Source organism: Paenibacillus sp. J22P90, assembly GCF_059692195.1.
The window spans coordinates 218948-244574 of record NZ_JCAUAY010000008.1; the positions used below are offsets into that span (position 1 = coordinate 218948).

The following is a 25627-nucleotide window of genomic DNA, read 5'->3' on the forward strand; positions in this document are numbered from 1 at the left end:
TCCAGGAGGGGACTAAAAACGATGACAGCGTTGCTTTATATCGGACTAGCCTTACTGATTGCCGCCATTATTGGCTATGTGCTGGCAGCTAAAATTAACAAAGGGAACACCTCACGGTTGAAAAAGGCCGAAAAGCAAGCCCTGAAAAAGAAGCATTTTATTACACAGGCCATTTCACATGCCCTACTCATTATTGCCATCGGCTGTATGGGTACTTCACTCATTCAAAGCTCTGCCGGCAAGTATAGTCTGGACAAGCTTAATTTCCATGCCAATATTCAGGTCACCACAGATAAGGATTTCGGACGTGATCACAAGGATGGCACCTTAATGTACGAGATGAAAATCCCTACATCAGGCACGCATAGCCCCCATGATTTGAAGTTTGGCTTCTATAAAGAAAGACCGGGTTACGAGATGCTTGTCCACAATCTGGAGCACGGCGATATCATCATTCATTACCATCCCGATGCACCTCAGGCGCTGCGCGATCAACTCGAGTATCTGACTCACTTCAAGACGGCTGGCGCAGGGGTTCTAGCTGTTCCAAATCCAGACGTGCCTGCTGATAAAGAAGTGGTCGTTACGGCTTGGACGAAAACGATGGCGCTCGCCAAATATGATGAAGCTAGTGTAGGTACGTTCATTTATGACTATATCAATAAAGGTCCGGAGCAAATTCCAGCGAATGTGCGACTCGGCGGCGGAACGATGTAATTATTTACGAATAGTTTCACGATCTGAAACGAGTTCGGTTGGCACTAAACCCGTCAATCTTCGGAAGACACGGTAAAAATAAGAAGGATCGTTATAGCCGATAAATTCGGCTATTTCGGTTACGGTCAGCGCAGAGTGACGCAGCATGTAGACGGCTGTTTTGATCCTCGTGACGTGCACGAATTCACTGATCGTTTGACCTGTGACTTGGCGAAAAAGAGCCGCAGCATAATTCGGAGATCGGTTGATGCAGGCACCTAACTCGTCCTTGGTCACATGCTCGCGGTAATGATTCTGGATATACCCCTTCATTTGCTCTGCGAGGAGTGCGGTTGCGGAGGTTGTCTCCGCTTGATCCCACTCCCGCTGGAGATACACAAACAGCTCTTGCAGATGCGCTTCACAAAGCGTGATGTAATAGGGCTGTTTGTCTTGCCATCCGCGATAGATCAGACGCAGCCGGTCTGCGATCATATCAAATTTCCCTGTCAGACGAGTGCTATGCGATGGCTGTTGAAGCAGCGGAAAGCTGTCAGCAGCCGCTTGCGCATCGAAATGAAGCACAAATTTCTCATGAATTTTCGTCGGCACACTTCGCCCATAGAAAGGAGTCTCGCTCGGAATGAGCAGCCATTGGCCTTTCTCGAGCACCTGCTTTTTCTCATGAATCCAGTACACACAGCGGCCATATAGGACGAAAATAAGCGTCCAGTCGGAACGATTGTTAGGCTGCTCCTCGTTCCATGTGCTGCTTTTATGATAGTGAAAGCCTGTTAGCTGCATAGGCTCATTGCCTCCGTTCGATCATACTATATTACACATATCATACTATAGTTCATAGAAACTCGCATCAATAAGGCATATAATGAAGCCAACTAATCTCTTACATGCGAAAGGAAGTCCTTTACGATGCGTAAAACGAAAATTATTTGTACGATGGGTCCAGCGTGCGACTCTGTTCCTACCCTGAAAGAATTAATCCGAGCTGGCATGAGCGTTGCCAGATTAAATATGGCTCACGGCGATCTCGATGAGCACCGCGGTCGTATCCAGCGTGTGCGCCAGGCCGCACAAGAAATGGGTGTTATTATCCCGATTCTGATGGATATTAAAGGTCCTGAAATCCGCATCGGTCAATTGAAAGATGCTTCATATGATTTGCAAACGGGCGATCGCATCGTCTTGACGACAGAGCAAATTATCGGCGACTCCACCCGCGTATCCGTGAACTACCCAGGCTTGCCGCAGGATGTAAAGCCCGGCAATCTTGTTCTGATCGACGACGGCTCCATCGAGCTTCGTGTAGAAATGATCGACGGTACAGAAGTTACTTGTACGGTTCTGAACCCGGCTCAGTTGAAGCAGCGCAAAGGCGTTAACTTGCCAGGCGTTCGCACGTCCTTGCCAGGTGTTACAGAGCGCGACGTGATGCACATTAAATTCGGCGTTGAGGAAAATATTTCGATCGTCGCGATGTCCTTCGTTCGTAACGGCAACGATGTTCGTGAAGTTCGCGCGCTTCTGGAGCAGCATGGCGCTGGTTTGACGCCGATCATCTCCAAAATTGAGAACGAAGAAGGCATGACGAACTTCGCTTCCATCTTGGAAGCATCCGATGGCATCATGGTTGCCCGTGGTGACCTTGGGGTTGAAATTCCAACAGAGGAAGTTCCGATTGCACAAAAAGATATGATTCGCGCTTGTAACCTAGCAGGCAAGCCAGTTATCACAGCTACGCAAATGTTGGACTCCATGCAGCGCAACCCGCGTCCGACGCGTGCCGAGGTGAGCGACGTAGCCAATGCCGTGCTTGACGGCTCTGATGTTGTCATGCTTTCTGGTGAGACAGCAGCAGGTAAATATCCGGTTGAGTCCGTAACAATGATGGCGACCATCGCTGAGCGTGTTGAGCAAACGATGGAGCACAGCTCCGTTGTGAATGCACAGCTTCAATCCAACAACGAAATCACGGAGGTGTTGTGCCAAGCGGTCGTATCGTCCGCGAACAAGCTGCATGCTGCGGCGATTTTGACACCGACCGAGACCGGCTTCACGGCGCGGATGATCGCCAAGTATCGCCCAGAAGCACCGATTATCGCGGTGACGAACAGCCTCCACTCCATCAGCCAACTGAGCATGGTACAGGGTGTTATCCCTGTTCTTGGTGAGTTCTGCGAATCGACTGATGCGATGATTCGCTCAGCGATTAACCAAGCGGAGACGCTTGGTTATGTGAAAAAAGGCGACCTCACCGTCGTCTCCGCCGGTATTCCGGTTGGGAAGTCCGGTACGACCAACCTGTTGAAGGTTGAGCGAGTTTAGATGGAATACCTCCATCTAATTCCGGCATTTTTAGCTTCGGAACTGAAATAACTGGAAAAACTACCGTTAATTTCGAGGAAACGTAAGGAAATTAGCGAAAAGCGGGAAAATAGATGTACTTTTTCCATCTAATGACCAATTTCGGCTCGATATCAGTAAATTAGATGTATTTTTCACAGTTAATTACCCCTGCATAGCGCGGCCCTAATAGCCTCCCTTCCACTTTTGTCCTGTGGAATGGGAGGCTTTTTGTCTTGCAGGTACCAAGATGAAATTAGTGAGAGACCTAGCTGGAAAAAGGGGTACACTAGGGTAACACTAACTACCCAGCAACGGAGGCCACACGTGATTATTCGACTTGGATTCGTATCCACCGCAATGGCGATTTTCAATAATACACCTAGCTCAACCTTTACGTATAAGCTATTCTCCGAGCGGCCGCGCGAGGAAGCGATGCAGCGCGCTATAGACATTGGCCGCAAAAACCTGCAAGCTACGCAGCGGATTCTTTATTACAATGCCGCCCATGGCATTCGGTTGTTTCGGCTGTCATCCGCACTAATCCCGCTCGCTACGCATCCCGATGTGAAGATCGATGTTGCCGCGGAGTACGCGGATGATCTTCGCAAGCTCGGTGACTTCGCCAAGGCGCACGATATGCGGCTCAGCATGCATCCGAACCAATTTACGCTGCTCAACGGAAGCGATAAGGTGGTCGATGCGGCTATCGACGATTTGAATTATCATGCAGCCATTCTGGATGGCATGGGGCTGGACGAGACCGCCATCATTAACATCCACGTTGGCGGTGTGTACGGCGATAAGGAAGCTGCGACGCAGAAGCTTTTCGACAACGCCCCGAAGGTGCCCGAGCATGTGATGAAGCGGCTCACGTTCGAGAACGATGACAAAACCTACACGCTCGAAGAAACGCTCGCCGTCAGTCAGAAGCTGCAGCGGCCGTGCATGCTCGATTTACACCACGACTGGTGCAATCCGTCCGCCGTTACTCCCATCGAGCTGCTCCCCCAGATCGCGCAGACATGGGGCGACGTGCCGATGAAGATCCACGTCTCCTCGCCCAAGAGCGAGAAGGAATTTCGTTCGCATGCTGACTATATCGAGCCGGAAATGCTGACTGCTTTTCTCAAAAGCTGCAAAGAGATCGATCTCCCCCGCATCGACGTTATGATCGAGGCAAAGGTGAAAGATTTGGCGCTGTTTCGCCTGGCGGAGCAGCTGGGTAAGATCCGCGGCGTGAAGCGGTTGGAGGGCGGGGTTTTGAGTTGGTGAGATATTTGAATGGAATATTAAAGATGCTGCCGAATAAATATCGCTTAATGAAGGTCGATAATTAGGAGGTAGTTACATGAGCACATCTATGAGAAAATACACAGCGGAGTTCATTGGCACATTGGTGCTGGTGTTATTTGGCTGCGGCAGTGCTGCAACAGCGGGGGGACAGCTCGGATATCTGGGAATCGCTTTTGCTTTTGGTTTATCGATTGTTGCTTTAGCTTACGCTATAGGTCCTGTGTCCGGCTGCCACATTAATCCTGCGGTGTCCTTCGCCATGCTGTTACGCGGGAAGTTATCTGGCAAGGATTTTGTCGGTTATGTCGTTGCCCAAGTCGCCGGAGCGCTTGTCGGCTCAGGTCTGCTCTATGCCATTATTGATTCAACCGGTAAGACTGTGACGGGCTTGGGGCAAAATGGTTTTGGCGCAGGGTATGGTATTGGTATTACACCCTTCATGGCCATTATCGTAGAAATTATTTTAACTTTTGTATTTATCTATACGATTCTAGGGGTTACATCGAAAGATTCAAACAGCGCTGTAGCTGGCCTTGTCATTGGCTTAACGCTGGCCTTCGTACATATTTTGGGCATTGGTCTAACAGGCACATCCGTAAATCCAGCAAGAAGTATTGGGCCGGCGATTTGGCTTGGCGGTACGGCGCTTTCTCAAGTCTGGGTATTCATTATCGCCCCTTTTATTGGAGCTGCTTTAGCTGCATGGATGTATGCTGGATTGAATGCGAAAGCAGAAAGATAGTCTTATTAAGACCTACATAACGAAAAGGAGCTCCGCCACTTAGGCGGCAGGCTCCTTTTTAATGCAACGGTGCTACTTGGTCAAATGTGAGTCGTTTACTTGTTTTACATGCCGCAAGGCATTAATCTCACCGCCGATGATGATAATGAGCGCGGAAATGTAGAACCAGGTCATCAGCACGATGATCCCGCCGATGCTGCCGTACGTGGCGCTATAGTTCGTGAAGCTGTTCACGTAAAAGGAGAAGGCAAGCGACGTGCCTTGCCAGCCGATGGCCGCGAACAGGGCGCCGGGCAGCACACTTTTGCACGTTAAGCAGGTGTTGGGCGCGATGTAGTAGATGCCGATGAACACGGCGAAAATAATGACAAAGTTAATAATCCACCGCAAGTGGTTCCATAGCTCGATGTGTGCCGTGGCTACCTGAACATGCTCCGCTGTCCAATCCCCGATCCAATGGCCAAAAACGCTGAGCAGCAGCGCAGATACGATCACCACAAGCATGCCTAATGTAAGCAAAATGGCCAGAAAGCGAGAATGGATGAAGCTATTACGGGCTGGCAGCCCGTATGCTTTATTCACGGACCGCACGATCGCATTCATCGCTGCGCTAGCACTGACTAAGGCCAAGATTAATCCGAAGGAGAGCGTTCCGCCTCTTTTGACATTGAGCAGATTACTAAGCGTTTCCTCAAGCCAGCCCGCTACGGCACCCGGAATATACTCACGGATTAATCCAATGACATCGTCGGAGGAAAACGGCAAGTAGCCAAGTAAGCTCATCACAAACAGAAGCAGCGGGAATATCGAGAGCAGGAAGTAGTACGCGCACTCGGCAGCAAGTCCCGTCGCATCATGTTCGTTAAACTGTTTCCACAGCAATTTTGCGTAAGATTTAACCATACGTCTATGTTCCCTTTCACAAGGCCATATTTGTGGTATAATCGATGGTTCAGTCATTCAAAAGTATGTAAGCATCATTGTTATGAACAGGTGGTCGACACATGAATCCCATGCCTATGTATACAACGCCGTCAGGCTTTAAACCAACTATAGAACGCCCTATCCCTCATGCGAAAATGGCACTGCTTACGAACAGCACAGGGCTCGTACCCGATACGGATGCGGACGCTTATTTTTTCCGCGATTTGGAACAGCACGGCATCCTGCTGAATGGGGCTCAAATTAAGGCTGTTCGCCATTACAAAGGTCCATTGCTTACACTTGCAGGTGCAGGTTCAGGGAAAACGACAGTGCTTGTGTGCCGCGTCGCTTACTTGCTTCGTGTTCATCAGGTACAGCCTGCGAATCTGCTTCTTATTACATTTTCCAAAAAAGCCGCTGAAGAAATGCGCGAACGTCTCACGACGATGCCAGGTCTTCATGCGAGTATGGCGAACGTGATGCAGGTGCGGACGTTTCATGCATTTTGCCTGCGTTTATTACGCATGAACGGGCTTCAGCAAGAGATTCTGAGCGATGGGCGCTTTCAGCAAATCGTTTTTAAACGAATTATGCTTAGTATGGGCTTACAGGATACATATCAGCCTGAAGTGCTCATTTCCTTGCTTTCCTCCTATCGCATGCAGCTCATTGAAGTAGAAGATCTGCCCGAGGGTACGGAAGAGCAGCAGGAAGTAAAAAAGATTTTCATGCAGTATGAACAGTGGAAAATGGAGCAGATGAAGATCGATTTTGATGATATTTTGATCAAAGCGTACCAGCTACTGCTGCACAATCCCGATGTTTTGCGCTCCATGCAGCGGAAATTTACGTACATCAGTGTCGATGAGTTCCAGGATACGAATACGGTGCAGTATGAAATTATTAAAATGATTGCGGCAGCCCACCAAAATTTAATGGTTGTCGGCGATGATGACCAGACGATTTATTCGTTCAACGGGGCGAGAAATGAATTTATTTTGCAATTTCATGAACAGTACCCTACCGCAACTACCGTTACGCTGGATATCAACTATCGCTCAACGTCGAGTATTGTAGGTCTGGGGAATGCGATTATTAAGCATAATGTGCAGCGTAAATCCAAAACTCTTCTCGCCACAAAAGAAAGTACCCAAACACCGCATTATGTGAAACCTGCCAACAGCGACGACGAGGCCGATTGGCTGATCAGCGACATTCGCCTCAAAGTTGCTGAGGGCGGCAGCCAATATGGGGATTTTGCAATTTTGTATCGGACGGCGAGCAACAGTCGGGCCATTATTGAGCAGCTCATCCTGCATAACCTCCCTTTTGTGGATTATGGCACGAATGATTCCTTCTACGAGCAGTGGATGGTGAAGCCGATTATTGATCATTTGCGGATTGCGCATGAGCGGCGGAATTTTGAAGCGATTGAAGGTGTCCTCCCCTCATTATATATTGGACGAGACCAAGGCATGCGTATTATTCAAGATCAGGAAGCGATTCAGGCTAAAAAGTGGCCACTAATCCATCTTCTTGGGCTTCCGCAGTTGAAGGATTTTCAGAAAGACAAGCTAAAAGCACGCATTCGTCTTATAAAATCACTCGTAGACATGACGCCATTAGCGGCGATTCAGGCGATTCGCAAGGATTTTTATGATTCGTTCCTTGAGACGAACAAACGCAGCAAGCTCACGCAGCATCGCGAGATGCTGAAAGAAACGCTGGACGAGCTGGAGTCCTCTGCCAAGCGATTTGATACGGTGGAGCAATTTCTTTATTTTATCCATGAAGTGGCGGAAAAACGCACGGAAATGAGCAGGCAGAGCAAAGAGCGTTTTGCGGATAAAATTTCGCTTATGACGATTCATAAATCGAAGGGGCTAGAGTTCCCGATCGTATACCTGCTCTGCGCGATTGAGGGCAATATGCCGCATAGCTCGGCACTGGATGCAAGCCATTTGGACGATGTTAAAATGGCGGGCGTTGAGGCGCGGGATAAATCAGGTGCCGCGCTGGAAGAGGAACGGCGACTGGCTTATGTCGCCGTGACACGGGCAAAAGGCGAGCTGCTCATCAGCTCGCCGGCGTTTTACCGCGGGAAGAAGGCGGAGCCTTCCCGCTTCCTGTTGTCCGCGTTCCCTGGCGCGGACACAGCCGTTGTGACCAGCCGCAGCAAGCCGGCTGGCGGCGGTGCGGCCGCTGGCGCAGCAGCGGCCGCAGGGCGGTCAGCCACCGGCGGAGCCGTGGCTGGCGGGGCAAGAGCCGCGACCGAGCGGGTCGCGGCGTGGTTGTGCAGCGCGACCGGCTGTAAAGCCTGGTCGCGGATCTCTTCGCCGCAGGAGGCACGACTCGCGGCGAAGGCGTGCCCGCTCTGCGGCGCGGGCATGGTCAAAGGCAGCCGCGAGATCGCGCTGGCACGGCGGTAAGATCAAGCAAGAGGAACGTGAGCACGCTATTTGTTCGTTTTTAGCCATTTTTCGGCTAAAAACAGTTAATAGCGTATCCACGTTCCTCTTCTTGCTATATTCAGCGATTTTCACTGAAATAGCGCCTCTACGTTCCCTTTTCCCTTTTCGTTCACTCCAAGCTGTTTTTCGCCTCTTACACTAACTCCCTCAACGCCTGCAACGCCGCCTCATAATCCGGATGATCCTTCATCTCCGTCAAATACTCCACATATCGAACGGTGTCATTCGTGTCCACGATGAAAATCGCCCGCTGATCCAGCTGGATCTCTTTAATCAATACGCCATATGCTTGCCCGAAGGAACGATTCTTGTAGTCAGACAGGGTGACCACTTTATCAATACCCGCAGCGCCGCAGAAACGGCTTTGTGCAAACGGTAAATCCACGGAGATCGTCAAGATAACGACGTCATCTCCAAGTTTGTCTGCCTCTACATTGAAGCGGCGTGTCTGAGCGTCACAAGTTCCTGTATCAACGGAGGGTACAACGGAGATCAGCTTGATTTTGCCTGCATAGTCCGCCAAGCTTACTTCGGTCATCAGATCCTTATTTACTCTAAAATCAGGTGCTTGATCCCCTACTTTGATCTCCGGTCCAAGCAAGGTGATTGGGTGTCCTCCAAGTGTAGCTACGCCTGCGCGTTCCTGTGTGTGTGTTTGTGTCATATCAAAATCCTCCTTGGATATATTAAATGGTTTATCTTTCAGCTCTTAACCTTTATTTCTAAACTTATCTTTCAGCTCTTAAACCCGCTCTTAAACCCCTGAAATAACAGCTTTCAATCTCTCTTTACTCTGCAACCCAACCAGCTGATCCACCACTTGCCCATCTTTGAAAACAAGTAAAGTCGGAATACTCATCACGTTGTACTTCGCAGCGGACTCTGGGTTATCGTCGACATTGATTTTAACAATTTTGGCGATATCACCGACTTCAGCAGAGAGTTCATCTAGGATCGGAGCGATCATTTTACAAGGGCCACACCATGGCGCCCAGAAATCAACGAGCACGGTACCAGTCCCTGTTTCATTTTGAAATGTAGCATCGGAAATGTGATTAACGGACATAGTTCATTCCTCCTTGAAGTACTTGCTCTTGGTCTTGGTCTTGCTCGTGTGAAACATGCTCCGAAATAAATCGTTCAGCATCCAGCGCCGCCATACAACCACTGCCCGCTGAAGTAATCGCTTGGCGGTAGATGCGATCCTGCACATCGCCGCAAGCGAATACGCCTGGTATCGTCGTTTGTGTCGTGCCCGGGATCACTTGCAAATAACCGAGCTCATCGGTTGGCAGCTGACCGCCTAAGAAGCCTGTATTCGGGGTATGCCCGATCGCAAGGAAAATCCCATCCGCCTCCAGCAGCTCTTCTTCTCCTGTTGCGTTGTTGTGGACTTTTAGTCCTGTCACGCCCAACGGTCCGGCCACCACTTCAAGGGGTGTGCGGTTCAAGCTCCAGGCTACTTTGCTGTTGCCGCGAGCGTGATCCTGCATGATTTTCGAAGCTTTAAGATCGTCTCTGCGATGGACCACTCGCACCTTTGACGCAAATCGCGTCAAAAATTGCGCCTCTTCCATAGCGGTGTCGCCCCCGCCGATAACGATGATCTTTTTGTTGCGGAAGAAGAATCCGTCGCAAGTTGCACAGGTACTAACGCCTTTGCCGAAATTGTCAGCTTCACCAGGAATCCCTAGTTTCTTAGCGGTTGCACCCGTAGAAATAATTAGCGAGTCCGCGGTCAATTGTCCGCCATCCTCGAGAGATAAAGTAAATGGACGTTTGGAGAAGTCCACCTCCGTTACGCGTCCTGACTGAATCTCAGCTCCGAAGCGCAGCGCTTGTTTCCGCATATTGTCCATTAACTCAGGTCCCGTGATTCCATCCGGAAAACCTGGAAAGTTATCAACTTCTGTCGTTGTGGTCAGCTGACCGCCTGGCTGTATCCCTTCAATAACAAGCGGCGACATGTTCGCTCTAGCTAAGTAGATCGCCGCCGTCAGACCCGCAGGTCCTGTACCGATAATAATGGCTTTATGATGCATAGGAATGCCTCCTTTTTCCGTGCATGTATTCACATTTAATTTTACACAATTTAATTTGCAACAAATCTTATGGATGAATCATACCAAGTGCATTCAATATTGTCAACAATTAAATTGCGCACAATTTAATTAGCCGTACTAACTCGTCTTAAGCTCATCTTCAGCTTACGCTCATACTACTTTCAGCTTGAACAGGCATAATGGGGTATAGAGCACGACAGACACAAACAGCCACATCACGAGAGGAAGTATATACATGAATTCAAAAAATAATCGCACGTGGGTATGGACATCATCCATTCTATTAGTAAGCTTAATCGCTTATGTATCCGTATTTCCACCCGTTTCTAAAAGTGAGACTACTGCCAAAGCCGTTGCCAAAGTCAACGGAGTTGAAATAAGCTCGGCCAAGCTTTATGACGCTTTAGTCGCTAGCGGCGGCGCGCAAACACTAGACTCCATGATCACCGAAGAGCTTATTAGCCAAGAAGGTAAAAAAGCCGGCATCCAAGTAACAGAAGCCGATATTACTACTGAAATTGAAACTATCAAAGCTACTTATGGCTCCGAGGATGAGTTTAACCAAGCGCTTAGCAGCTATGGTATGACGCTGGATGATTTGAAGAAAAACATGCAGCCTCAAGTGACGCTGAAAAAGATTTTAGAGCCGCAAGTCACAGTCACTGATGATGAAATCAAGAAGTATTATGATGAGAATTTAGAATCGTTGAAAGTACCTGCACAGGTGAAAGCTTCTCATATTTCAGTAGCTACGGAAGCTGAAGCTAAGGCTATTCTTGAAAAGCTGAAAAGCGGTGGAGATTTTGCAGCTCTTGCCAAGGAAAGCTCCACAGATACAGCGACGAAAGACAAAGGCGGAGATATGGGCTACATCTCAGCAGGACAAGCAGATCCAGCTATGGAAGCCGCGGCATTCGCTTTGGAGACAGGCGGCTTAAGTTCGGCTGTACAAACATCAACAGGTTACGATGTCATTAAAGTAACGGATCGTAAAGCCGCTTCAACACCAACACTAGCGGACAAAACCGCGTCTATTAAACAAACCTTAGTTGATCAAAAGATTTCAACGCTTTCCCAAACTTGGTTGGAAACGAAAAAAACAGAAGCCAAGATCGAAAATAATCTTGCTGACTTTGCCAAAACAACCTAAGCCATACATCTAACACAAAACCCCCTTGGTTGTTCATTAATCAGCCAAGGGGGTTTCCTCATGTTGTAGTATGTTACGGTGTGCGCTGTTTCATTTCGTCCAAGCTCTTAAATTGGTAGCCCTGCGCCCGGGCCGCATCAATAATCTTACCAAGCGCTTCCGTATTATCGCTGGATACAGAATGCAACAGGATGACAGCTCCCGGATGCAGCTGGGCCATGACATTTTTATACGCATACTCCCAGCCCTTCTGCTGCTTAGGTTCCCAGTCGCGGTACGCAACGGACCAGAATACATTCGTATAGTTAAGGTCATGGCTGACAGCTAACGAGCGATCATTGAATATGCCCCGCGGCGTGCGCAAATATCGCATGTCCTTTTGCCCTGTAACCGCGGTGACCCCTTCTTTCACTTGGTTCAGCTCTTTTTGGATACGTTCCGCTGAAATTTGGCTCATATCGGGATGGCTCCACGAATGGTTGCCGATCAAATGCCCCTCGGAGGCCATACGCTTCAACAGCTCCGGTTCCGTCCGAATATAGTGGCCCGTCACGAAAAATATCGCCGGCACCTGCTTCTCTTTCAGCACATCCAGAATGCGACCTGTGTAACCTTGTTCATACCCGTTATCGAAAGTTAAATACAATTCCTTTTGCGACTGATCACCTGTAAAAACAGCCCCATGCTGCTTCAACAGCCCCTTAAATCCCTCTTGATCGATGGAGGGGGGCTGACCATTGACGCTTTTTTTGAACCCAAAATGAAAAGAGCCATCGGCAGCAGAAACCATCGTCGTCATTAGTCCCACAAATAAGGCCATGGCAAGCATTACAATTCGCAAGATTTTCATGTGGATGTCATTCACTCCTTACCTTGTAGGTTAAGTAGTTGTGGGTACCAGCCAACTTGGACTGTTACTAATATGCCACACCACGGCAGGAGATTATGTGCAAACCGTACCGTGGAAGCTGGACATTTTACTCATTTCATTCAAATTGTATGATATCCTCCCATTCCACTTGGCATTCAACTGAATACAATAGAGTACATGATCTGTAGGGGTGGAGATTTCGATTCATAGACGTGATACGAAGCCAATCAAAGAAGATTTACTGCATGTTCTGAAGCTCTCGTCAGAGGATGACATTTATCAAGCCCAATATAACGGGTTTTCGCTAGCCGATATTGCCAGAGCGAATCAAGTGGATGTTCAGAAAGTGATTGAACTCCAGCTAGCAGAATTAACCGAGCAGCTTCAGGTGCGCCTGCGCAACGGCAGCATTACACCAGAACAATACCTGGCCCAGCGCGCGGAATTGCCCGAAATCATTAGCAAAAGCGTATACGCCATGTAACCGCGGCACCCCGTTAGGGGTGCTTTTTTATGCAGAAAAGCTTGTTGTCATCCCGCTTTTGTGTCACTATGTCACTATAAGAACAACCATTAGTCTGGCTGGCTGAGAAAGGACTTCATGCCCTGTGAATTTTCATCAAATGCTCCCGCTTGTCCCACTCATTGACCATATTCAGACGGGTTCTTCTGCGTTAGCTGTAACAAGCTCACTAGGAAAATACCAGCTGGTGATTGTTCGCCAAGGGCATCTGACCCTACACTTCTCCGGCTATGACCCTATCATTTGCTCGCAAGCTTATGCCTGTCATCCCGATCAGGGCGATTACAGCATTCAAGTACCGAAGACCAAAATCGTCGATTATGTCATCATCACCTATACCATGATGCCTGAGGATCATTCTTGGACCTTGCAGGGGCATCTCACGACATTAAGCGAGATTAAGATCCATTATATGCTCGATGAAATCATCCGGCGAACACAGAGCCTTGACCCTCTGACTGCTCGCGAGGATGCGACACATAGAATGCGGATGAGAATGATGCTGGAGCGCATTCTATTTATCTACCTGCATGAATCCGACTTGACTCAGGAGAAGAAGTCAGCCACAGAATCGATTGAAGGCACGATCTCTTATATTAAGGAGCATTATATGCTTGAGCTCACCCTTCCAATGCTAGCCAGACGTGCCGGCATGAGTGTGGGGTATTTTACGGTTTTATTTAAAAAGATGACCGGGACGACGCTGATGAGCTACTTATACGCGCTGCGTATTGAGAAAGCAAAGATCATGTTTCAACAGACCGATCTGTTGGCCAAAGAGATCGCAAGCCGCGTAGGTTTCATTGATTACTTCCATTTCAGCAAAGTTTTCAAGAAAAGAACAGGTTATACGCCCTCCGAATTCGTTTCCAACCTTGGCAAAATCTAAAAATAAGACATGTCCAATCTGCATATTGGACATGTTCTATGCATCCATTATTCGGTATCATACTCATTGAGAATAATAATCATTTTCACGGAGGTCACTGAAATGAAATCCTTATTTACACGTATTAGCCTAATCGCACTGATCAGCGTTTTTGCACTAAGCCTCGCCGCCTGTGGCAAAACGACGAATACCGAATCAGCTGCAACGACAACAACAGCTGCTGCTAGCCCTGCCCCTGCTGCCAAAGCAGACGGAAAAATTTCTGTTCAAGATGCCGTAGGCACGGTCGAATTGCCTAAAAAGCCTGAACGTATCGTAGCCATGGAATTCGGCTTCACAGACATCCTTGTTTCTCTTGGCGTACAGCCGATCGGTGTTGCGGACGATAGTTCCCCAGACCTTTTGATGGACTCCGTTAAAGCTTTGTTGAAAACTTACACATCCGTAGGATCACGCTACGAGCCAAACATCGAACTTATTTCTTCTCTTAAACCAGATTTGATTATCGTTGATATTAATAAACATAAAGCGGCGATTCCACAGCTCAAAGGGATTGCACCTGTCCTTGTTTTGGACGACTTTCAAGCCGATTACAATCAAATGCTGAAAAACGTAGGCATTATCGCACAAGCTGTCGGTAAAGTGGAAGAAGGCAAGAAGCGCCTTGCTGAGCACCAAACGAAAGTTGAAGCGATGAAAAAGAAGCTAGCCGCATCGAACCTAAGCGTTCTCCCTGCGGTTGTGAATCCAAAAGGCTTCTTCGCACACTCAGATCACGCATACAGCGGTTCCTTCCTTTCAATGCTTGGCTACAATGATCCTGTTAAAAATGCAACAGCTTATCCACAGATTACCTTGGAACAGTTGGTTGAGGCGAATCCGAAAGTCCTATTCGTGATGCCGACAGAGAAAGTTACGATTGTACAGGAGTGGGAGAAGAACCCGCTATGGCAGAAAATTGATGCTGTCGCTAACAAAAAAGTATTCACTGTTGAGAGACGCGACTGGTCTTTATCCCGTGGTATGATCGGGTCGGAGAAAATCCTCGACGATATCGTGAAGAATTTGGGGCAATAGCTCGATGAACCAACCCATAACCCTTGAGAAGCAGAGCCGTAAATGGCCTCTGCTCTTCCTATTTTCTGCGAGTCTAATAGCAATGCTAATTGGGATTATTTCTAGCTTAAAATGGGGCCAATCCCCCGTGTCATGGCACACGTTGTACGAAGCTGTGACCTATCAAGGCAGCGATAAGGCTCATTTATATATCCAAACGCTGCGCTTACCGCGCGCCATCATGGCTTGTATCGTCGGGGTACAGCTTGGGCTCGCTGGGATGCTAACTCAGCTCACGACTAAAAACCCGCTGGCTTCCCCTCACATTTTCGGCATCAACGCGGGAGCTTCGTTGGCCGTTGTGGTTGGACTTGTGTTCCTTCCGCATTTCGGCAACATGGGGTTGATTGCTTTTGCCTTTGCCGGCGCTGCCCTAGGTGCTCTGCTGGTGTGGTCGCTCGCTGGAACAGGCAGCAAACAATACGTCTATATCGCGCTCGCCGGAATCACGATCCACTTCCTCATGTCCTCGTTGACGGAAGGGGTCATTATTCTGAATCAACATGCGACTGACAGCATGATTTTTTGGCTGGTAGGCTCCCTGAGCCAAGCCGCGTGGACCGAAGTGCGTGTGATACTTCCGTTTTTTATAGGCGGGATGCTGTTGTTCGGATTTATGCTGCCTTCGTTCAAACTGCTGCTGGTCGATGATGATATTGCGACTGGGCTTGGTCAGCGTATCACGTTTGTCCGCGGCATAAGTGTACTGCTTGTGATTGTGCTCGCTGGTTCCGCGGTAGCCTTATGCGGCCCCATTGGCTTCATTTGTTTAATCGTTCCGCATATTGCACGTGCCTTAGTGGGCACTAACCTAGTCGTACTTGGACCATTAACGGCTTTACTTGGCGGGAATCTGCTGCTGTATGCTGATTTTCTTAGCCGTTTTATCGCTTTTCCGTTCGAATCTCCTGTGGGGATCGTAACTTCATTGATCGGCGCTCCGTTTTTTATTTACCTCGCGCTGAAGCAACGGAGGGCACGATGATGACGCTAAAAGCATGGCGGATCCCCGTTATTTCGTTGATCGTAGCCTTCATTGTGATGATTGTCTTAGCCATCATCTATGCGCATGTCGGCGCGGTTCGTATTCCGTATCGCGATGTATGGGCGGCACTGACGGATGCGAAGCATCCTTCGTACTTTATCGTGCACCAACTGCGATTGCCTCGTATATTGGTGGCTATTCTTGCAGGCTTTGGACTCGCCGTTGGCGGCGTTATTCTCCAAAGTGTCATTCGAAATCCTTTAGCAAGCCCCGATGTTATCGGGATTACTAAAGGGGCTGGCTTTATGGCCGCTGGGGTCATCTTTTTGTTCCCTAAGCTGCCGAGCTATTACTTACCGATAGCTGCGTTCGTCGGCGCCTTCGCCGCTTTCCTTCTGCTTCTCTTACTAAGCCGCCGTTTGACCTTACGTCCCTCCCATCTTGCCCTTGTGGGCATTGCAATTGGGACGATTTTTCAGGCTGGCATCCAGTACTTGATTGTTCGCCATCCCAGCGACATCAATGCTGCCCTGCTTTGGCTATCTGGCAGTCTGTGGAACCGCAGCTGGAGCAACGTGTACAGCCTGCTGCCATGGATTGCCGTGCTGCTGCCCCTCGTGTGGGCGAACTTCGCCAAGCTGAACGTGTTTCAGCTTGGCGAAGAGATGACCGTTGCGCTCGGCGTACGGATCGGGCGGCAGCGCTTCTGGCTGCTGCTGCTCGCGGTTAGCTTAGCCGGCATCTCCGTGTCGGCTGTCGGGGCGATCGGCTTCATCGGCCTGATCGCGCCCCATATTGCGCGGAGCCTCGTCGGCGGCCGGCACCAGTGGTTGATCCCGCTCGCCGCTTTGATCGGCGCGGATCTCATGCTGCTCGGCGACTTAGTCGGCCGCGTCATCATTCTCCCACGGGAGGTCCCCGTGGGGATCATGACGGCGGTCATCGGCACGCCGTATTTTATTTATTTGCTGCGCCGGGAGCGGCGCCGGCGGTAACAAAAAGCCCTGTTTACCAGACAAGTCATGTCTGGTAAACAGGTTTTTTGGGTTTGTTTGCCATAGGCATTAGCTGTAAAAACTACAGTTAATTTTCGCGAATCCGATGGATTTTTGGGAATAACTAGAAAACCCACATCTAATTTGCTGGGATTTTGAATAATCGAGCTATTACACGATAATTAGCTGTAGGAAATACATCTAATCCATCGAAAAGGTGAAATAGAGCCGAATTAGATGGAGTAAATCCAGTAAGTTGCTAAATACAGGGGCTGATCGGTGGGTTGGGTTGGGAGTCCCACGCTAGATCATCCCCCGCAGGCGATCCGCGATAACTCGCATCATACTGCGCAGCACGTCGATGTTCTGGAAGCAGAAGCTCAGCACGAGATCACGGTGCAGCTGGAGCAAAACCGTCGGCTCCTTGGCGGTGCAATCCGCCGAGCGCGGGCCGCTGTCGATGATGGCCATCTCGCCGAAGAAGGCCCCTTCACCAAGCAGCGCGAATTCATCGCTGCCACGGTGGACGCGAATGCTGCCCTCGATGATCCCATACATCGTATCTCCGAAGTCACCGGCGCGGCAGATCGCTTCGCCAGGCTCATAGGCCACTTCCTCGACCATTTGAGCCAACCACATGAAGTCGTTCGGGCCCAGATGGGCAAAGAGGTCGATTTTTTGCAGCACGAGGATCCGACGTAAAATCACTTCATCCCTCGTCAGCTCCTTCATGCCAGCAAGCTCGTCCACCGCCGTTGCGGCAGCTTCTGCCTGTGCATGCACAAGCTCCAACTTAGCTGCTTCCTGCATCTTTTCTGCTTGTCCTGCTTGCCCTTGCTCCACCACCGAAGCCTGCACTTTCCCCTGCCCCCGCTCCAATTCGGAGCGCAATCGCCGCGAAAGCAGCTTCATCATTTCTACCGCGATGCTCGTCTGATCAAACATCATATCGTAGAACACCGACGAATCCAGTCGCCACAACACCATATTGTCTTCTGCTTTTATCGTGGCTGTACGCGCGCTGTTCGTCAGTATCGCCATTTCTCCGAAGCAATCGCCGATATTCAGCTCTCCGAGCAGCTGTTTATTGCGAGATACGCTTGCTCGGCCCTCATCTACTAGCATAAGGGAATCGCCTGGATCGCCTTCTTTAATGATGGTATTTCCTCGTTCAACGGCCATTTTATGTAGTCGTTTGGCAATAACAGATAAGTCCCTGCTCGTGAGGCCCTGGAACAACGAAACACGGCGAAGCAGCTGCACCCGATGCATCAGATCCGCAAGTTCTACATTCTCTGGCGTATCTGTCTCGTACAACATGTGGTACTGAATCGTTTGCGTCAGCCATTCGTCCCCTTGCTCCGACAACCAGCTCAAGTGCAGATTCAGCTCTGCCTTGCCGGCAGATGCCTTCGTCAATTTTCGCGATCCTGCCATGAATTTCGTCATTTCCGTACGCAAAGTCCCTTGAAGCGTCTGATCGATAACCTCTTCTGCATTCGCCTGCTGACGTGAGTCTCCCTCTAACCAGTCTAGATATACAGCTCGCATTGTTCGCCCATCATGCAACAGCGCTAGCAACAAAAATACACGTCGTGTGATGGCTGTACGAATTTCGCCAATGGTCTTCTCTATTTCGGCATAGTCGCTTCCGCCAACAACGATGGAACCATGCTCAGCGAACTGCGCATAGAGCTGCAACTCTTGAAAAATGTACGCCTCCACTTTCCGGCTATCGAGCTGAGGCCATTGCTTGCTCATGCGTTGCAACGACTCTAAAATACGATCACGTAAAGCATAGGGGGCTTTCGCATAACTATCGAACAGCATATCCATGGCTCGTTGTGTAGAAATCCGCTCTAACACCGCCGGCACATACAAACTGACTTCCTGCTGTTCCAAATAAGGCGCCAGCTGTGGCAGCACATCATCCTCGTCATACGCTGCGAGCGCGTCGATGGCGTAGCGCCGGGTTGTGCTATCTGTAAGCATACCAATAATCGGTACAAGCAACGGTGGCACATGAAGGATCGCCGCGGACTCTAAGGCGCGAATTCGAACCTGTGGGCTGTTATCCTGCAAAAGAGAAATGAGCGGCTTGTAGAAGTTTTTCACACGGATTTGTCCAAATAGCGCAGCCATGGCGACCCGTTCCTCTTCGTGTCCGCTCTCCATCATCTCTTTGAGCTTCCCAACGGCCCGGAACATGCCCTCAATGCTGTAATATTTGACTAGCCCTGCAATGGCTGCTGCTTGAACTTCAACCGCCTTATCTTCCAAATATTTGGTAATCTCATCAACATACTCTTCTTTGGCATAGGCCGCTAGGGCAATAATCGCTTTCGCTCTAATTTGTACATGCTCAGCTGCAATTAGATCCTGCAGAATGGGTTCGAACCCTTCCGGCACCTTCACCTCCACGTACGCCAACGCTTCTAGCCGTATTTCAGGTATAGGATGACGCAACAGAGCGTCCAGATGCGGAGTTAAGTCAAATGAAGTCGTTTCCTTCAAAAGGCCAAATGCATACAGGGCTTGCTGCTTGTCCGAGCCATTCAGCGCATCAATCAAAATTTGCCGCGTCACGGCATCCATGAGGTTAAGCTCGACCTGCTGAAGGTCGTCGCCGCCTGTTTTGAGATTGGACATGAGCGTCGCCAAGTACGCTTTTTTCACCTTGATGCCCGCAACAATCCCTACAACAAGTAAAACCAGCACGATGTAACTTAGCTGTTCTGGGGCTACGAAACGTGTAACAAGGAGGAGACAAATGGCTGCAAGCCCTTTGGCACCGTTACGAACGATCCCGTCCAAGAAGCTCTTCGCTTTATTCCGCCATTCCGGAGGAACCGGAAACATCACTAATTGGCTGACCGAGGAGTAAATGGTGTCTCCGACGACTTTATCGCTTCCTTTTACAACTACCGCCATAGCAAGGATCGGCAGCAAGAGAATGCCAAGGCTCCCGGCAAAGAGAACAATCGGAAAAATCAACAGCGCCGTCATCACGCCAAAACGCGTAATCACTCGCCCTGAAACGAACAATTGCACACAGAGGGCAATCAATCCAGAAAAGCCGTAGAAGCTTCCCATGAAGCCGGCTAGCGCTTCATTTTGCAAGGTGCCGCGTAAAATGACTTTGAATTGATAGTCGATTAAAGTCAGCGAAACAACGAGTGCAGCCGCCAATATGGCCACATATTTGAGATGGGGAACGTTCGCGAATAGGCCGCCTTTTGGCTGTGCTGATGAAGACTTAGATGGTGCTTTGCGTACTGGTGCCGGCTTCGATTCGCTATTTTCTCTGGTCATGCCCAATATAGCAAACACGGTGACAAGCCCGAGTAACTGCAGACCGGCATACACATAGATCAAATTCGCCGTGCCAACGAGCGGAACAAGTACTTTTAGCCCAAAACCGCTTAAAATCCCGCCCATAATGCCCCCGCTGCCAACGAGACCTATCATCTGCTTCGCTTTTCGCTGGTCCATGACCGAGGTAGCAAATTGCCAGAAGCATACGATCATTAGAAAGTTGAACACATCGTAGACGATATAAATGACAGGAAAAACCCAGCGTAGCTCCAGACCAACACCGAATCTAGAGATCAGTACGACGGTCGAGATTAGTGGAATCATCAGCTTGAGCAGCGTTTCTAAGCGTACTTTTGGTGAGAATCGGCCAAACACAATGCCTGCCGTAATCATAACGAGCGCCTGCGGCAAGTACATCAAGGACAAATAGGAGTTGTCGAATCGACTTAAGAAAAGGGTATCCGCCGCCGTTCGCCCAATCGTTGAAGCTGACACCACGAAGAACAAATAAGCAAATAACAAAAATACTTTCCTGTACTCCTTCTTGTCCTCTGAAAATTTATCTAAAAAAGATTGATACCTCTTACTGATACTGCTCACATGACACCTCATTTTCAAATCAAACCATCGTTTCCTTCCTTAAAATTGTACCAGAAGTCCTAGGAAAAAATAACTATTTTTTCTCCGTGTTGAACGTTTAGAAGCACAAAAAAAGACATCATCCGCAGATGTGTCTTCCTCTAGTAGACATGCTATTAAATTCTAAAATTGTCGCCTCTCCAGCTGCGAATCGCTTTCTTAATCGCATCCGGGGCCATACGCTCCGCTGCCGCCTTCTTGCATAGTGCAGGAAACTCTTCATCTGATGCAAAACGCAACGCCGTAATTTGACTCATCGTCAGCTTCTTGTCTAACAGCTTCTGCGTCAGCACAAAGTGCCGAAGGTTCTCTTCTGCGCGAATCGCTCTGTCCTGCGCTTTAATCGGGTAGGAGCGGATCAGCACGAAGATCACAACCACAATCACAGCAATAAGTACAAACATGATCGCAGGCAGTACTTGATCGTCAGCCTTTAATGCACTTACGAGCTGCATGATAGATAGAACCACTAACCCAAGGGCTAGCAATGAGAAAATGTAATGGAACAACGGATGCATACGTCGATGATTGACATAATTTTGAACCTTCATCTACTTATTTCCCCACAATCTCAGTAATCTCACTCTCTAATAACAGATAACGGTGCACACTTCGCATAATCGGCACTTTCGTCAAATTGTTCTTGTCCACATATTGCTTCATCTGATCTTTCGATAGACCTAAAATTTTACCAGCTTCCATAACCGTGAGTACTGCTTCATTGCTAGTCGCGTTGAAGGTCGTCTTCACTTTTTGATTCCAGTCTTCAAATGATTGCATATTTTCGCACCCTTCTCAATCCGATCCTTCTATTGTAGCACGAAATCACCTGCATCACCGAATTACCTTCATCTACCACCTAAGACTCCCCTTCACTCATTAGCGCCAGCAGTGCTTTCGGCAGTGGGAATTGTTGATTACTTATCATAATCTGATTCAATGCACCCTCGGCTATATCCGCCTGTTCTTCCTTGATCAAGCCGATTTCCGCATGCAGCCGTTCCATCTGTGAATCTAGTGCCGCCGCGGAGGCTGCAGCTTGTCTCAATTCCTCTAAGAGACGAGCAGGGACAGCTTGGTTACCTTCACTAAATTTATAAAATATCTTATGCTCCAAACTCGCCCAACAGTCCATCGCAATCGTACGAATTTGAACTTCCATACAGACGCGCTCTTCGCGATCCGACATATGTACAGGCACTTCAATAAGTAAATGTAAGCTTTGATACCCATTCGGCTTCGGGTTTTTGATGTAGTCTTTTTCACTCAAAATATTAAGATCATTCTGCTTTCTCAGCATATTCGCAATGACATAAATATCGGAGACGAATGAGCACGTAATCCGCAGCCCGGCAATGTCCTTCACGCTGCCTTTAATGCCTTCGAAAGAGAGCTCTCCCCCTTTGCGCATCAGCTTTTGAAAAATACTTTCCGGCGATTTCAAACGAGACTTCGTATGTTCAATCGGGTTATATTCATGCAGCATCTCGAATTCTTGAACGAGGATTTCGATCCTTGTTTCCATTTCATCCAGCGCAAACTTATACGTCATCATGAAGCGTGTAATTTCGTGTTTAAACTTTTTCAAATCATTCATCGAAAACTGATTCGTGATCATATTCATCCACAATTCCATCCTTTGGTCATGGTTACTTTCCCATTACATGCTAGTTTAAATCATCGAGATCACCCGAAGCAAATGCTGCCACAATAAACGGCTAAGCCGTCCTTCTTGGACGGGAGCGTTTATCAAGAAATATAGCCAAATTATGATGTGAAACATATAAATTCTATATTTGAATGGAAAAGACACCGCTAGGGTGTCTTTCGTGTCCGTAATATGAATTAGTGCATTTTATACGTGTTAATCACATCTTGTAAGTCTTGCGCGATGCTGGCCAGCATCTGAGAAGATGAGGTGACCTCCTGTGAGGAAGCTAGCTGTTCTTCGGTGGCTCCGGCCACATTTTGCGAGAGCTCGGATGTCATCTTCGCAACGTGCTCCATGTTGGTCACCGTCGCGGCGACTTGCTGCGAGCTTGCTGCCATTTGTTGTGCAGCCGCTGCTGTTTCCTGAATTTTGGAAGCGACCTCGTCGGCAGAACGCACAATCGCTTGGAAGCTTTGTTCCGTGCGATCAACGGACTGCAGTCCTTTGTGCACCTCAGCAAGCCCGGCATCCATCGCTTTGACCGCCTCTTGCGTATCCTGCTGAATGTTGGTGATCACGCCTCTGATCGCGCCAACCGACTCTCCTGTTTGCGTTGCCAGCTTCCGAACTTCTTCCGCGACCACCGCGAAGCCTTTACCAGCTTCACCAGCACGCGCTGCTTCAATCGCCGCATTCAAGGCCAGCAGGTTCGTCTGCGTCGCGATCTCGCCGATCATTTGCGAGACTTTGCCGATGTGCTGGGAGTGCTCCGCCAGCTGATGAATCGTTTGATTCGCCTGCGTAACCGCGCTGCTTAAGGCCTGCATGCTCATCGTAACGTGGTGAACGTCGGCTTTCCCGTTGCGAGCTTGCTCGGATGCGTTGACTGACAGGTACGATACGTCTGACGTCGTCTCGGCAATGCGCTGCACGCCAACTGCGATCTCGTCCATCGCACGGGCACACTCCTGCGCGTTTAATCTTTGCGTTTCCGCCTCGGCGGCAATCGTTTGGATGTCCACCGCGACATGCTGGGAGGCTTCGCTATTTTGCTCGGAGCTGGCAAATAGCTGCTCGGAAGAGGAAGCCACCGCATTGGAGGATTCCTGCATACGGGTCATAACCGTACGCATCTGGCCCATCATGCCATTCACCGCCCCGACAAGCACGCCGATCTCATCTCGGTTGCTGAAGCGAAGCTCAGAGACGGTTAAATCTCCTTCCGCCATGCGATCCAACACCTTGGAGGCCGCGATCACAGGTCTTGTAATGTTGCGAATCATAAGCCAGCTAATCGCTATCGATAACAGCACCGCGCCGATCAGCAAAATAATCGCACTGACAATACTGCTGCGATACAAGCTCGCGTTATCCGCCACACTCTCATTCGCACCTTGCTGGTTGAAGGTAACCATCATGCGAGAGATCGTTTGCACACTATTATAGCTCTGAGTTAGCTCCTCATATAATCTGTCCTGTTCTTGCTTATCTGGTGCTTTCGTGTAGATGAGATAATCGCTTTTTAGCTTGCCCCAACGCTCCAGAATCCTGTTAAAATTTTCTGCATCTTCATTATCGACTTGGGTGCTTTTGTAGCTTTCAAGTGTTTTGTCGCCTTTAAAGATCGTAGCTTCAATGTCGCGCGTTAACTCCAGCTTCATTGCAGCATCCTTCGGGCTATGAATACCTGATAGATCCTTCGCAAAATGCTCCGTCAAATAACTAAACTCCTGAATCAGCTGCGTTCCCATCATCCAGTGCTGCGCAATGACTGTGATATCCTGCTTCATATTTTTCATTCTTACCATATCAGTAAGACCTAAAATCGCCATAAACAACAGCACAATCGTGAAAGAACCGATTAGCTTTTGTCTCAAGTTCATTTTCAACCTTATGCCTCTAAACCATTCGACTACATTCCCTGCCAACTTCATATTTATCCTCCGAAACGTTCATTTTATGAGTGCGACTTGCGACCCCAGTTTACCTTATCGGAAAAGTATGAGGAGAATGTAATGAAAATTATTAACCACGTGTTAATTTTCTTAATAGATTTCACGAATGGACACAAAGGTGTCATATCCGTGGGGCAAATTAGACAACCCCCTTCTTTTTTCCAATGGTTGTACATAGAAATGGAAAGAGACACCCTCGAAAGGATGTGCCTTCCTACTATGGCGATGCAGCATCTATTATCCAACCAAATGGAGCTCTTCCTGCAATATGGACTAGCTATTTTTTGGACAATTACCTATATCCTCATCATTATCCAAGGCTTCAAAGACCGCGCCTGCGGCATGCCGCTACCAGCGATTTGCGCCAATATCACGTGGGAGTTTCTGTTCGCATTCGTGATGCCTTTTCACGCGCTGCAGATGATCATTTCGCTTGTCTGGTTCCTGCTGGATTGTATCATCCTGTTCCAAGCTGTCTACTTTGCAGACCGTCAATATCCGCCACGTTTACTCCTGCCTGCGATCTTCTCCTTGCTTGTCATTTCCCTGCTGCTTCATGTGGGAATGGTTGTTGAGTTCCATGACGTAGAGGGCAAATATACGGCTTTTGGCATCAATTTGATGATGTCGATCTTGTTTATCCCGCTGCCTTTTAAACAGGGCCTCAAAGGCCAGTCTATCTACATCGCCTACTACAAAATGATCGGCACATTGTGCGCCTCTGTGCTCTGCTACTCGCTGTATCCGGACTCTTTTCTGCTAACGATCATGTGCGTGTTAGTGACGATTGCGGATCTTGTGTATATTGTGATTGTGCATCGGGCGGGGGTGTTGGCGGGGCGGGGTGAGGTGGTGTAGGGGGCTGAGGTAGGGAGTTAGTCGGTTGTGTCGACTAATTCCAGACCCAATGGCCTCTACTCGACCGAGTTAGTCGGTTTCGTCGACTAATTCCAGCCACAAGAGCCTCTACTCGACCGAGTTAGTC

23 protein-coding genes are annotated in these 25627 nt (G+C 48.9%); 12 read left to right on the forward strand and 11 right to left on the reverse strand.

Annotation, left to right across the window (positions count from 1 at the left end; genetic code table 11):
- Positions 1 to 21: 21 nt before the first annotated feature.
- Positions 22 to 717, forward strand: coding sequence for a DUF3105 domain-containing protein (locus AC58UX_RS24795; RefSeq protein ID WP_497257693.1), 696 nt, complete (start codon positions 22 to 24; stop codon positions 715 to 717).
- On the opposite strand, the gene AC58UX_RS24800 is transcribed toward AC58UX_RS24795, so the two are convergent.
- Positions 718 to 1500 carry a helix-turn-helix transcriptional regulator gene (locus AC58UX_RS24800; protein WP_497257695.1) on the reverse strand — a complete coding sequence of 261 codons (783 nt, stop codon included), beginning with the start codon at positions 1498 to 1500 and terminating at the stop codon, positions 718 to 720.
- Positions 1501 to 1626: 126 nt separating this feature from the next.
- Between AC58UX_RS24800 and pyk the strand changes: the two genes are divergently transcribed.
- From pyk to AC58UX_RS24815, 3 genes are all read left to right on the forward strand, one after another.
- Positions 1627 to 3039 (forward strand): pyruvate kinase, encoded by a 1413-nt coding sequence (gene pyk, locus AC58UX_RS24805; RefSeq protein ID WP_497257697.1) that lies wholly within the window; start codon positions 1627 to 1629, stop codon positions 3037 to 3039.
- A 345-nt stretch (positions 3040 to 3384) separates the two neighbouring features.
- Complete coding sequence (uvsE, locus tag AC58UX_RS24810; protein ID WP_497257699.1) at positions 3385 to 4332, forward strand: UV DNA damage repair endonuclease UvsE; 948 nt, start codon at positions 3385 to 3387, stop codon at positions 4330 to 4332.
- Between the two features lie 76 nt (positions 4333 to 4408).
- A complete protein-coding gene (locus AC58UX_RS24815) occupies positions 4409 to 5095 on the forward strand; it encodes an MIP/aquaporin family protein (RefSeq protein ID WP_497257701.1) in 687 nt (228 codons plus the stop codon).
- A gap of 72 nt (positions 5096 to 5167) precedes the next feature.
- On the opposite strand, the gene AC58UX_RS24820 is transcribed toward AC58UX_RS24815, so the two are convergent.
- On the reverse strand, positions 5168 to 5998 hold the full coding sequence (locus AC58UX_RS24820) for a YihY/virulence factor BrkB family protein (RefSeq protein WP_497257703.1): 831 nt from the start codon (positions 5996 to 5998) through the stop codon (positions 5168 to 5170).
- A 101-nt stretch (positions 5999 to 6099) separates the two neighbouring features.
- Here AC58UX_RS24820 and AC58UX_RS24825 point away from each other — a divergent pair, with 101 nt between their 5' ends.
- Entirely contained in the window at positions 6100 to 8448 is a 2349-nt protein-coding gene (locus AC58UX_RS24825; protein ID WP_497257705.1) for a UvrD-helicase domain-containing protein, read from the forward strand.
- A 175-nt stretch (positions 8449 to 8623) separates the two neighbouring features.
- On the opposite strand, the gene tpx is transcribed toward AC58UX_RS24825, so the two are convergent.
- The 3 genes from tpx to trxB form a co-directional block, all read right to left on the reverse strand.
- Positions 8624 to 9154, reverse strand: a complete 531-nt coding sequence (tpx, locus tag AC58UX_RS24830) for a thiol peroxidase (protein ID WP_497257707.1) — start codon at positions 9152 to 9154, stop codon at positions 8624 to 8626.
- A gap of 90 nt (positions 9155 to 9244) precedes the next feature.
- Positions 9245 to 9556 carry a thioredoxin gene (gene trxA, locus AC58UX_RS24835; protein WP_497257709.1) on the reverse strand — a complete coding sequence of 104 codons (312 nt, stop codon included), beginning with the start codon at positions 9554 to 9556 and terminating at the stop codon, positions 9245 to 9247.
- Positions 9546 to 10532 (reverse strand): thioredoxin-disulfide reductase, encoded by a 987-nt coding sequence (gene trxB, locus AC58UX_RS24840; protein WP_497257711.1) that lies wholly within the window; start codon positions 10530 to 10532, stop codon positions 9546 to 9548. The genes trxA and trxB overlap by 11 nt, the downstream gene beginning before the upstream one ends.
- 256 nt (positions 10533 to 10788) lie before the next feature.
- Here trxB and AC58UX_RS24845 point away from each other — a divergent pair, with 256 nt between their 5' ends.
- Positions 10789 to 11703 (forward strand): peptidyl-prolyl cis-trans isomerase, encoded by a 915-nt coding sequence (locus tag AC58UX_RS24845; protein ID WP_497257713.1) that lies wholly within the window; start codon positions 10789 to 10791, stop codon positions 11701 to 11703.
- A 73-nt stretch (positions 11704 to 11776) separates the two neighbouring features.
- Here AC58UX_RS24845 and pdaA read toward each other — a convergent pair whose 3' ends face one another.
- The gene (pdaA, locus tag AC58UX_RS24850; protein WP_497257715.1) at positions 11777 to 12553 is read right to left on the reverse strand and encodes a delta-lactam-biosynthetic de-N-acetylase; all 777 of its coding nucleotides are present in this window, start codon (positions 12551 to 12553) and stop codon (positions 11777 to 11779) included.
- 211 nt (positions 12554 to 12764) lie between these two features.
- Here pdaA and AC58UX_RS24855 point away from each other — a divergent pair, with 211 nt between their 5' ends.
- The 5 genes from AC58UX_RS24855 (at position 12765) to AC58UX_RS24875 (ending at position 17082) form a co-directional block, all read left to right on the forward strand.
- Entirely contained in the window at positions 12765 to 13058 is a 294-nt protein-coding gene (locus AC58UX_RS24855) for a hypothetical protein (RefSeq protein WP_497257717.1), read from the forward strand.
- A 124-nt stretch (positions 13059 to 13182) separates the two neighbouring features.
- The gene (locus AC58UX_RS24860; RefSeq protein WP_497257719.1) at positions 13183 to 13986 is read left to right on the forward strand and encodes a helix-turn-helix transcriptional regulator; all 804 of its coding nucleotides are present in this window, start codon (positions 13183 to 13185) and stop codon (positions 13984 to 13986) included.
- A 102-nt stretch (positions 13987 to 14088) separates the two neighbouring features.
- Positions 14089 to 15063: an ABC transporter substrate-binding protein gene (locus tag AC58UX_RS24865; RefSeq protein ID WP_497257721.1), complete on the forward strand. Its 975-nt coding sequence runs from the start codon at positions 14089 to 14091 to the stop codon at positions 15061 to 15063.
- Between the two features lie 4 nt (positions 15064 to 15067).
- Positions 15068 to 16087, forward strand: a complete 1020-nt coding sequence (locus tag AC58UX_RS24870; RefSeq protein ID WP_497257723.1) for a FecCD family ABC transporter permease — start codon at positions 15068 to 15070, stop codon at positions 16085 to 16087.
- On the forward strand, positions 16087 to 17082 hold the full coding sequence (locus AC58UX_RS24875) for a FecCD family ABC transporter permease (protein ID WP_497257725.1): 996 nt from the start codon (positions 16087 to 16089) through the stop codon (positions 17080 to 17082). The genes AC58UX_RS24870 and AC58UX_RS24875 overlap by 1 nt, the downstream gene beginning before the upstream one ends.
- Positions 17083 to 17385: 303 nt before the next feature.
- On the opposite strand, the gene AC58UX_RS24880 is transcribed toward AC58UX_RS24875, so the two are convergent.
- The 5 genes from AC58UX_RS24880 to AC58UX_RS24900 form a co-directional block, all read right to left on the reverse strand.
- Positions 17386 to 20997 carry an Npt1/Npt2 family nucleotide transporter gene (locus AC58UX_RS24880; RefSeq protein WP_497257727.1) on the reverse strand — a complete coding sequence of 1204 codons (3612 nt, stop codon included), beginning with the start codon at positions 20995 to 20997 and terminating at the stop codon, positions 17386 to 17388.
- Positions 20998 to 21152: 155 nt separating this feature from the next.
- Positions 21153 to 21587: a DUF6526 family protein gene (locus AC58UX_RS24885; protein WP_497257729.1), complete on the reverse strand. Its 435-nt coding sequence runs from the start codon at positions 21585 to 21587 to the stop codon at positions 21153 to 21155.
- A 4-nt stretch (positions 21588 to 21591) separates the two neighbouring features.
- Positions 21592 to 21816: a hypothetical protein gene (locus AC58UX_RS24890; protein ID WP_068661631.1), complete on the reverse strand. Its 225-nt coding sequence runs from the start codon at positions 21814 to 21816 to the stop codon at positions 21592 to 21594.
- A gap of 79 nt (positions 21817 to 21895) precedes the next feature.
- Positions 21896 to 22660, reverse strand: coding sequence for a GTP pyrophosphokinase (locus AC58UX_RS24895; RefSeq protein WP_497257732.1), 765 nt, complete (start codon positions 22658 to 22660; stop codon positions 21896 to 21898).
- Positions 22661 to 22881: 221 nt separating this feature from the next.
- On the reverse strand, positions 22882 to 24570 hold the full coding sequence (locus AC58UX_RS24900) for a methyl-accepting chemotaxis protein (RefSeq protein ID WP_497257734.1): 1689 nt from the start codon (positions 24568 to 24570) through the stop codon (positions 22882 to 22884).
- Positions 24571 to 24867: 297 nt separating this feature from the next.
- On the opposite strand from AC58UX_RS24900, the gene AC58UX_RS24905 reads away from it, so the two are divergent.
- Positions 24868 to 25500, forward strand: a complete 633-nt coding sequence (locus tag AC58UX_RS24905; protein WP_497257736.1) for a transmembrane-type terpene cyclase — start codon at positions 24868 to 24870, stop codon at positions 25498 to 25500.
- The last annotated feature ends 127 nt before the right edge of the window (positions 25501 to 25627 follow it).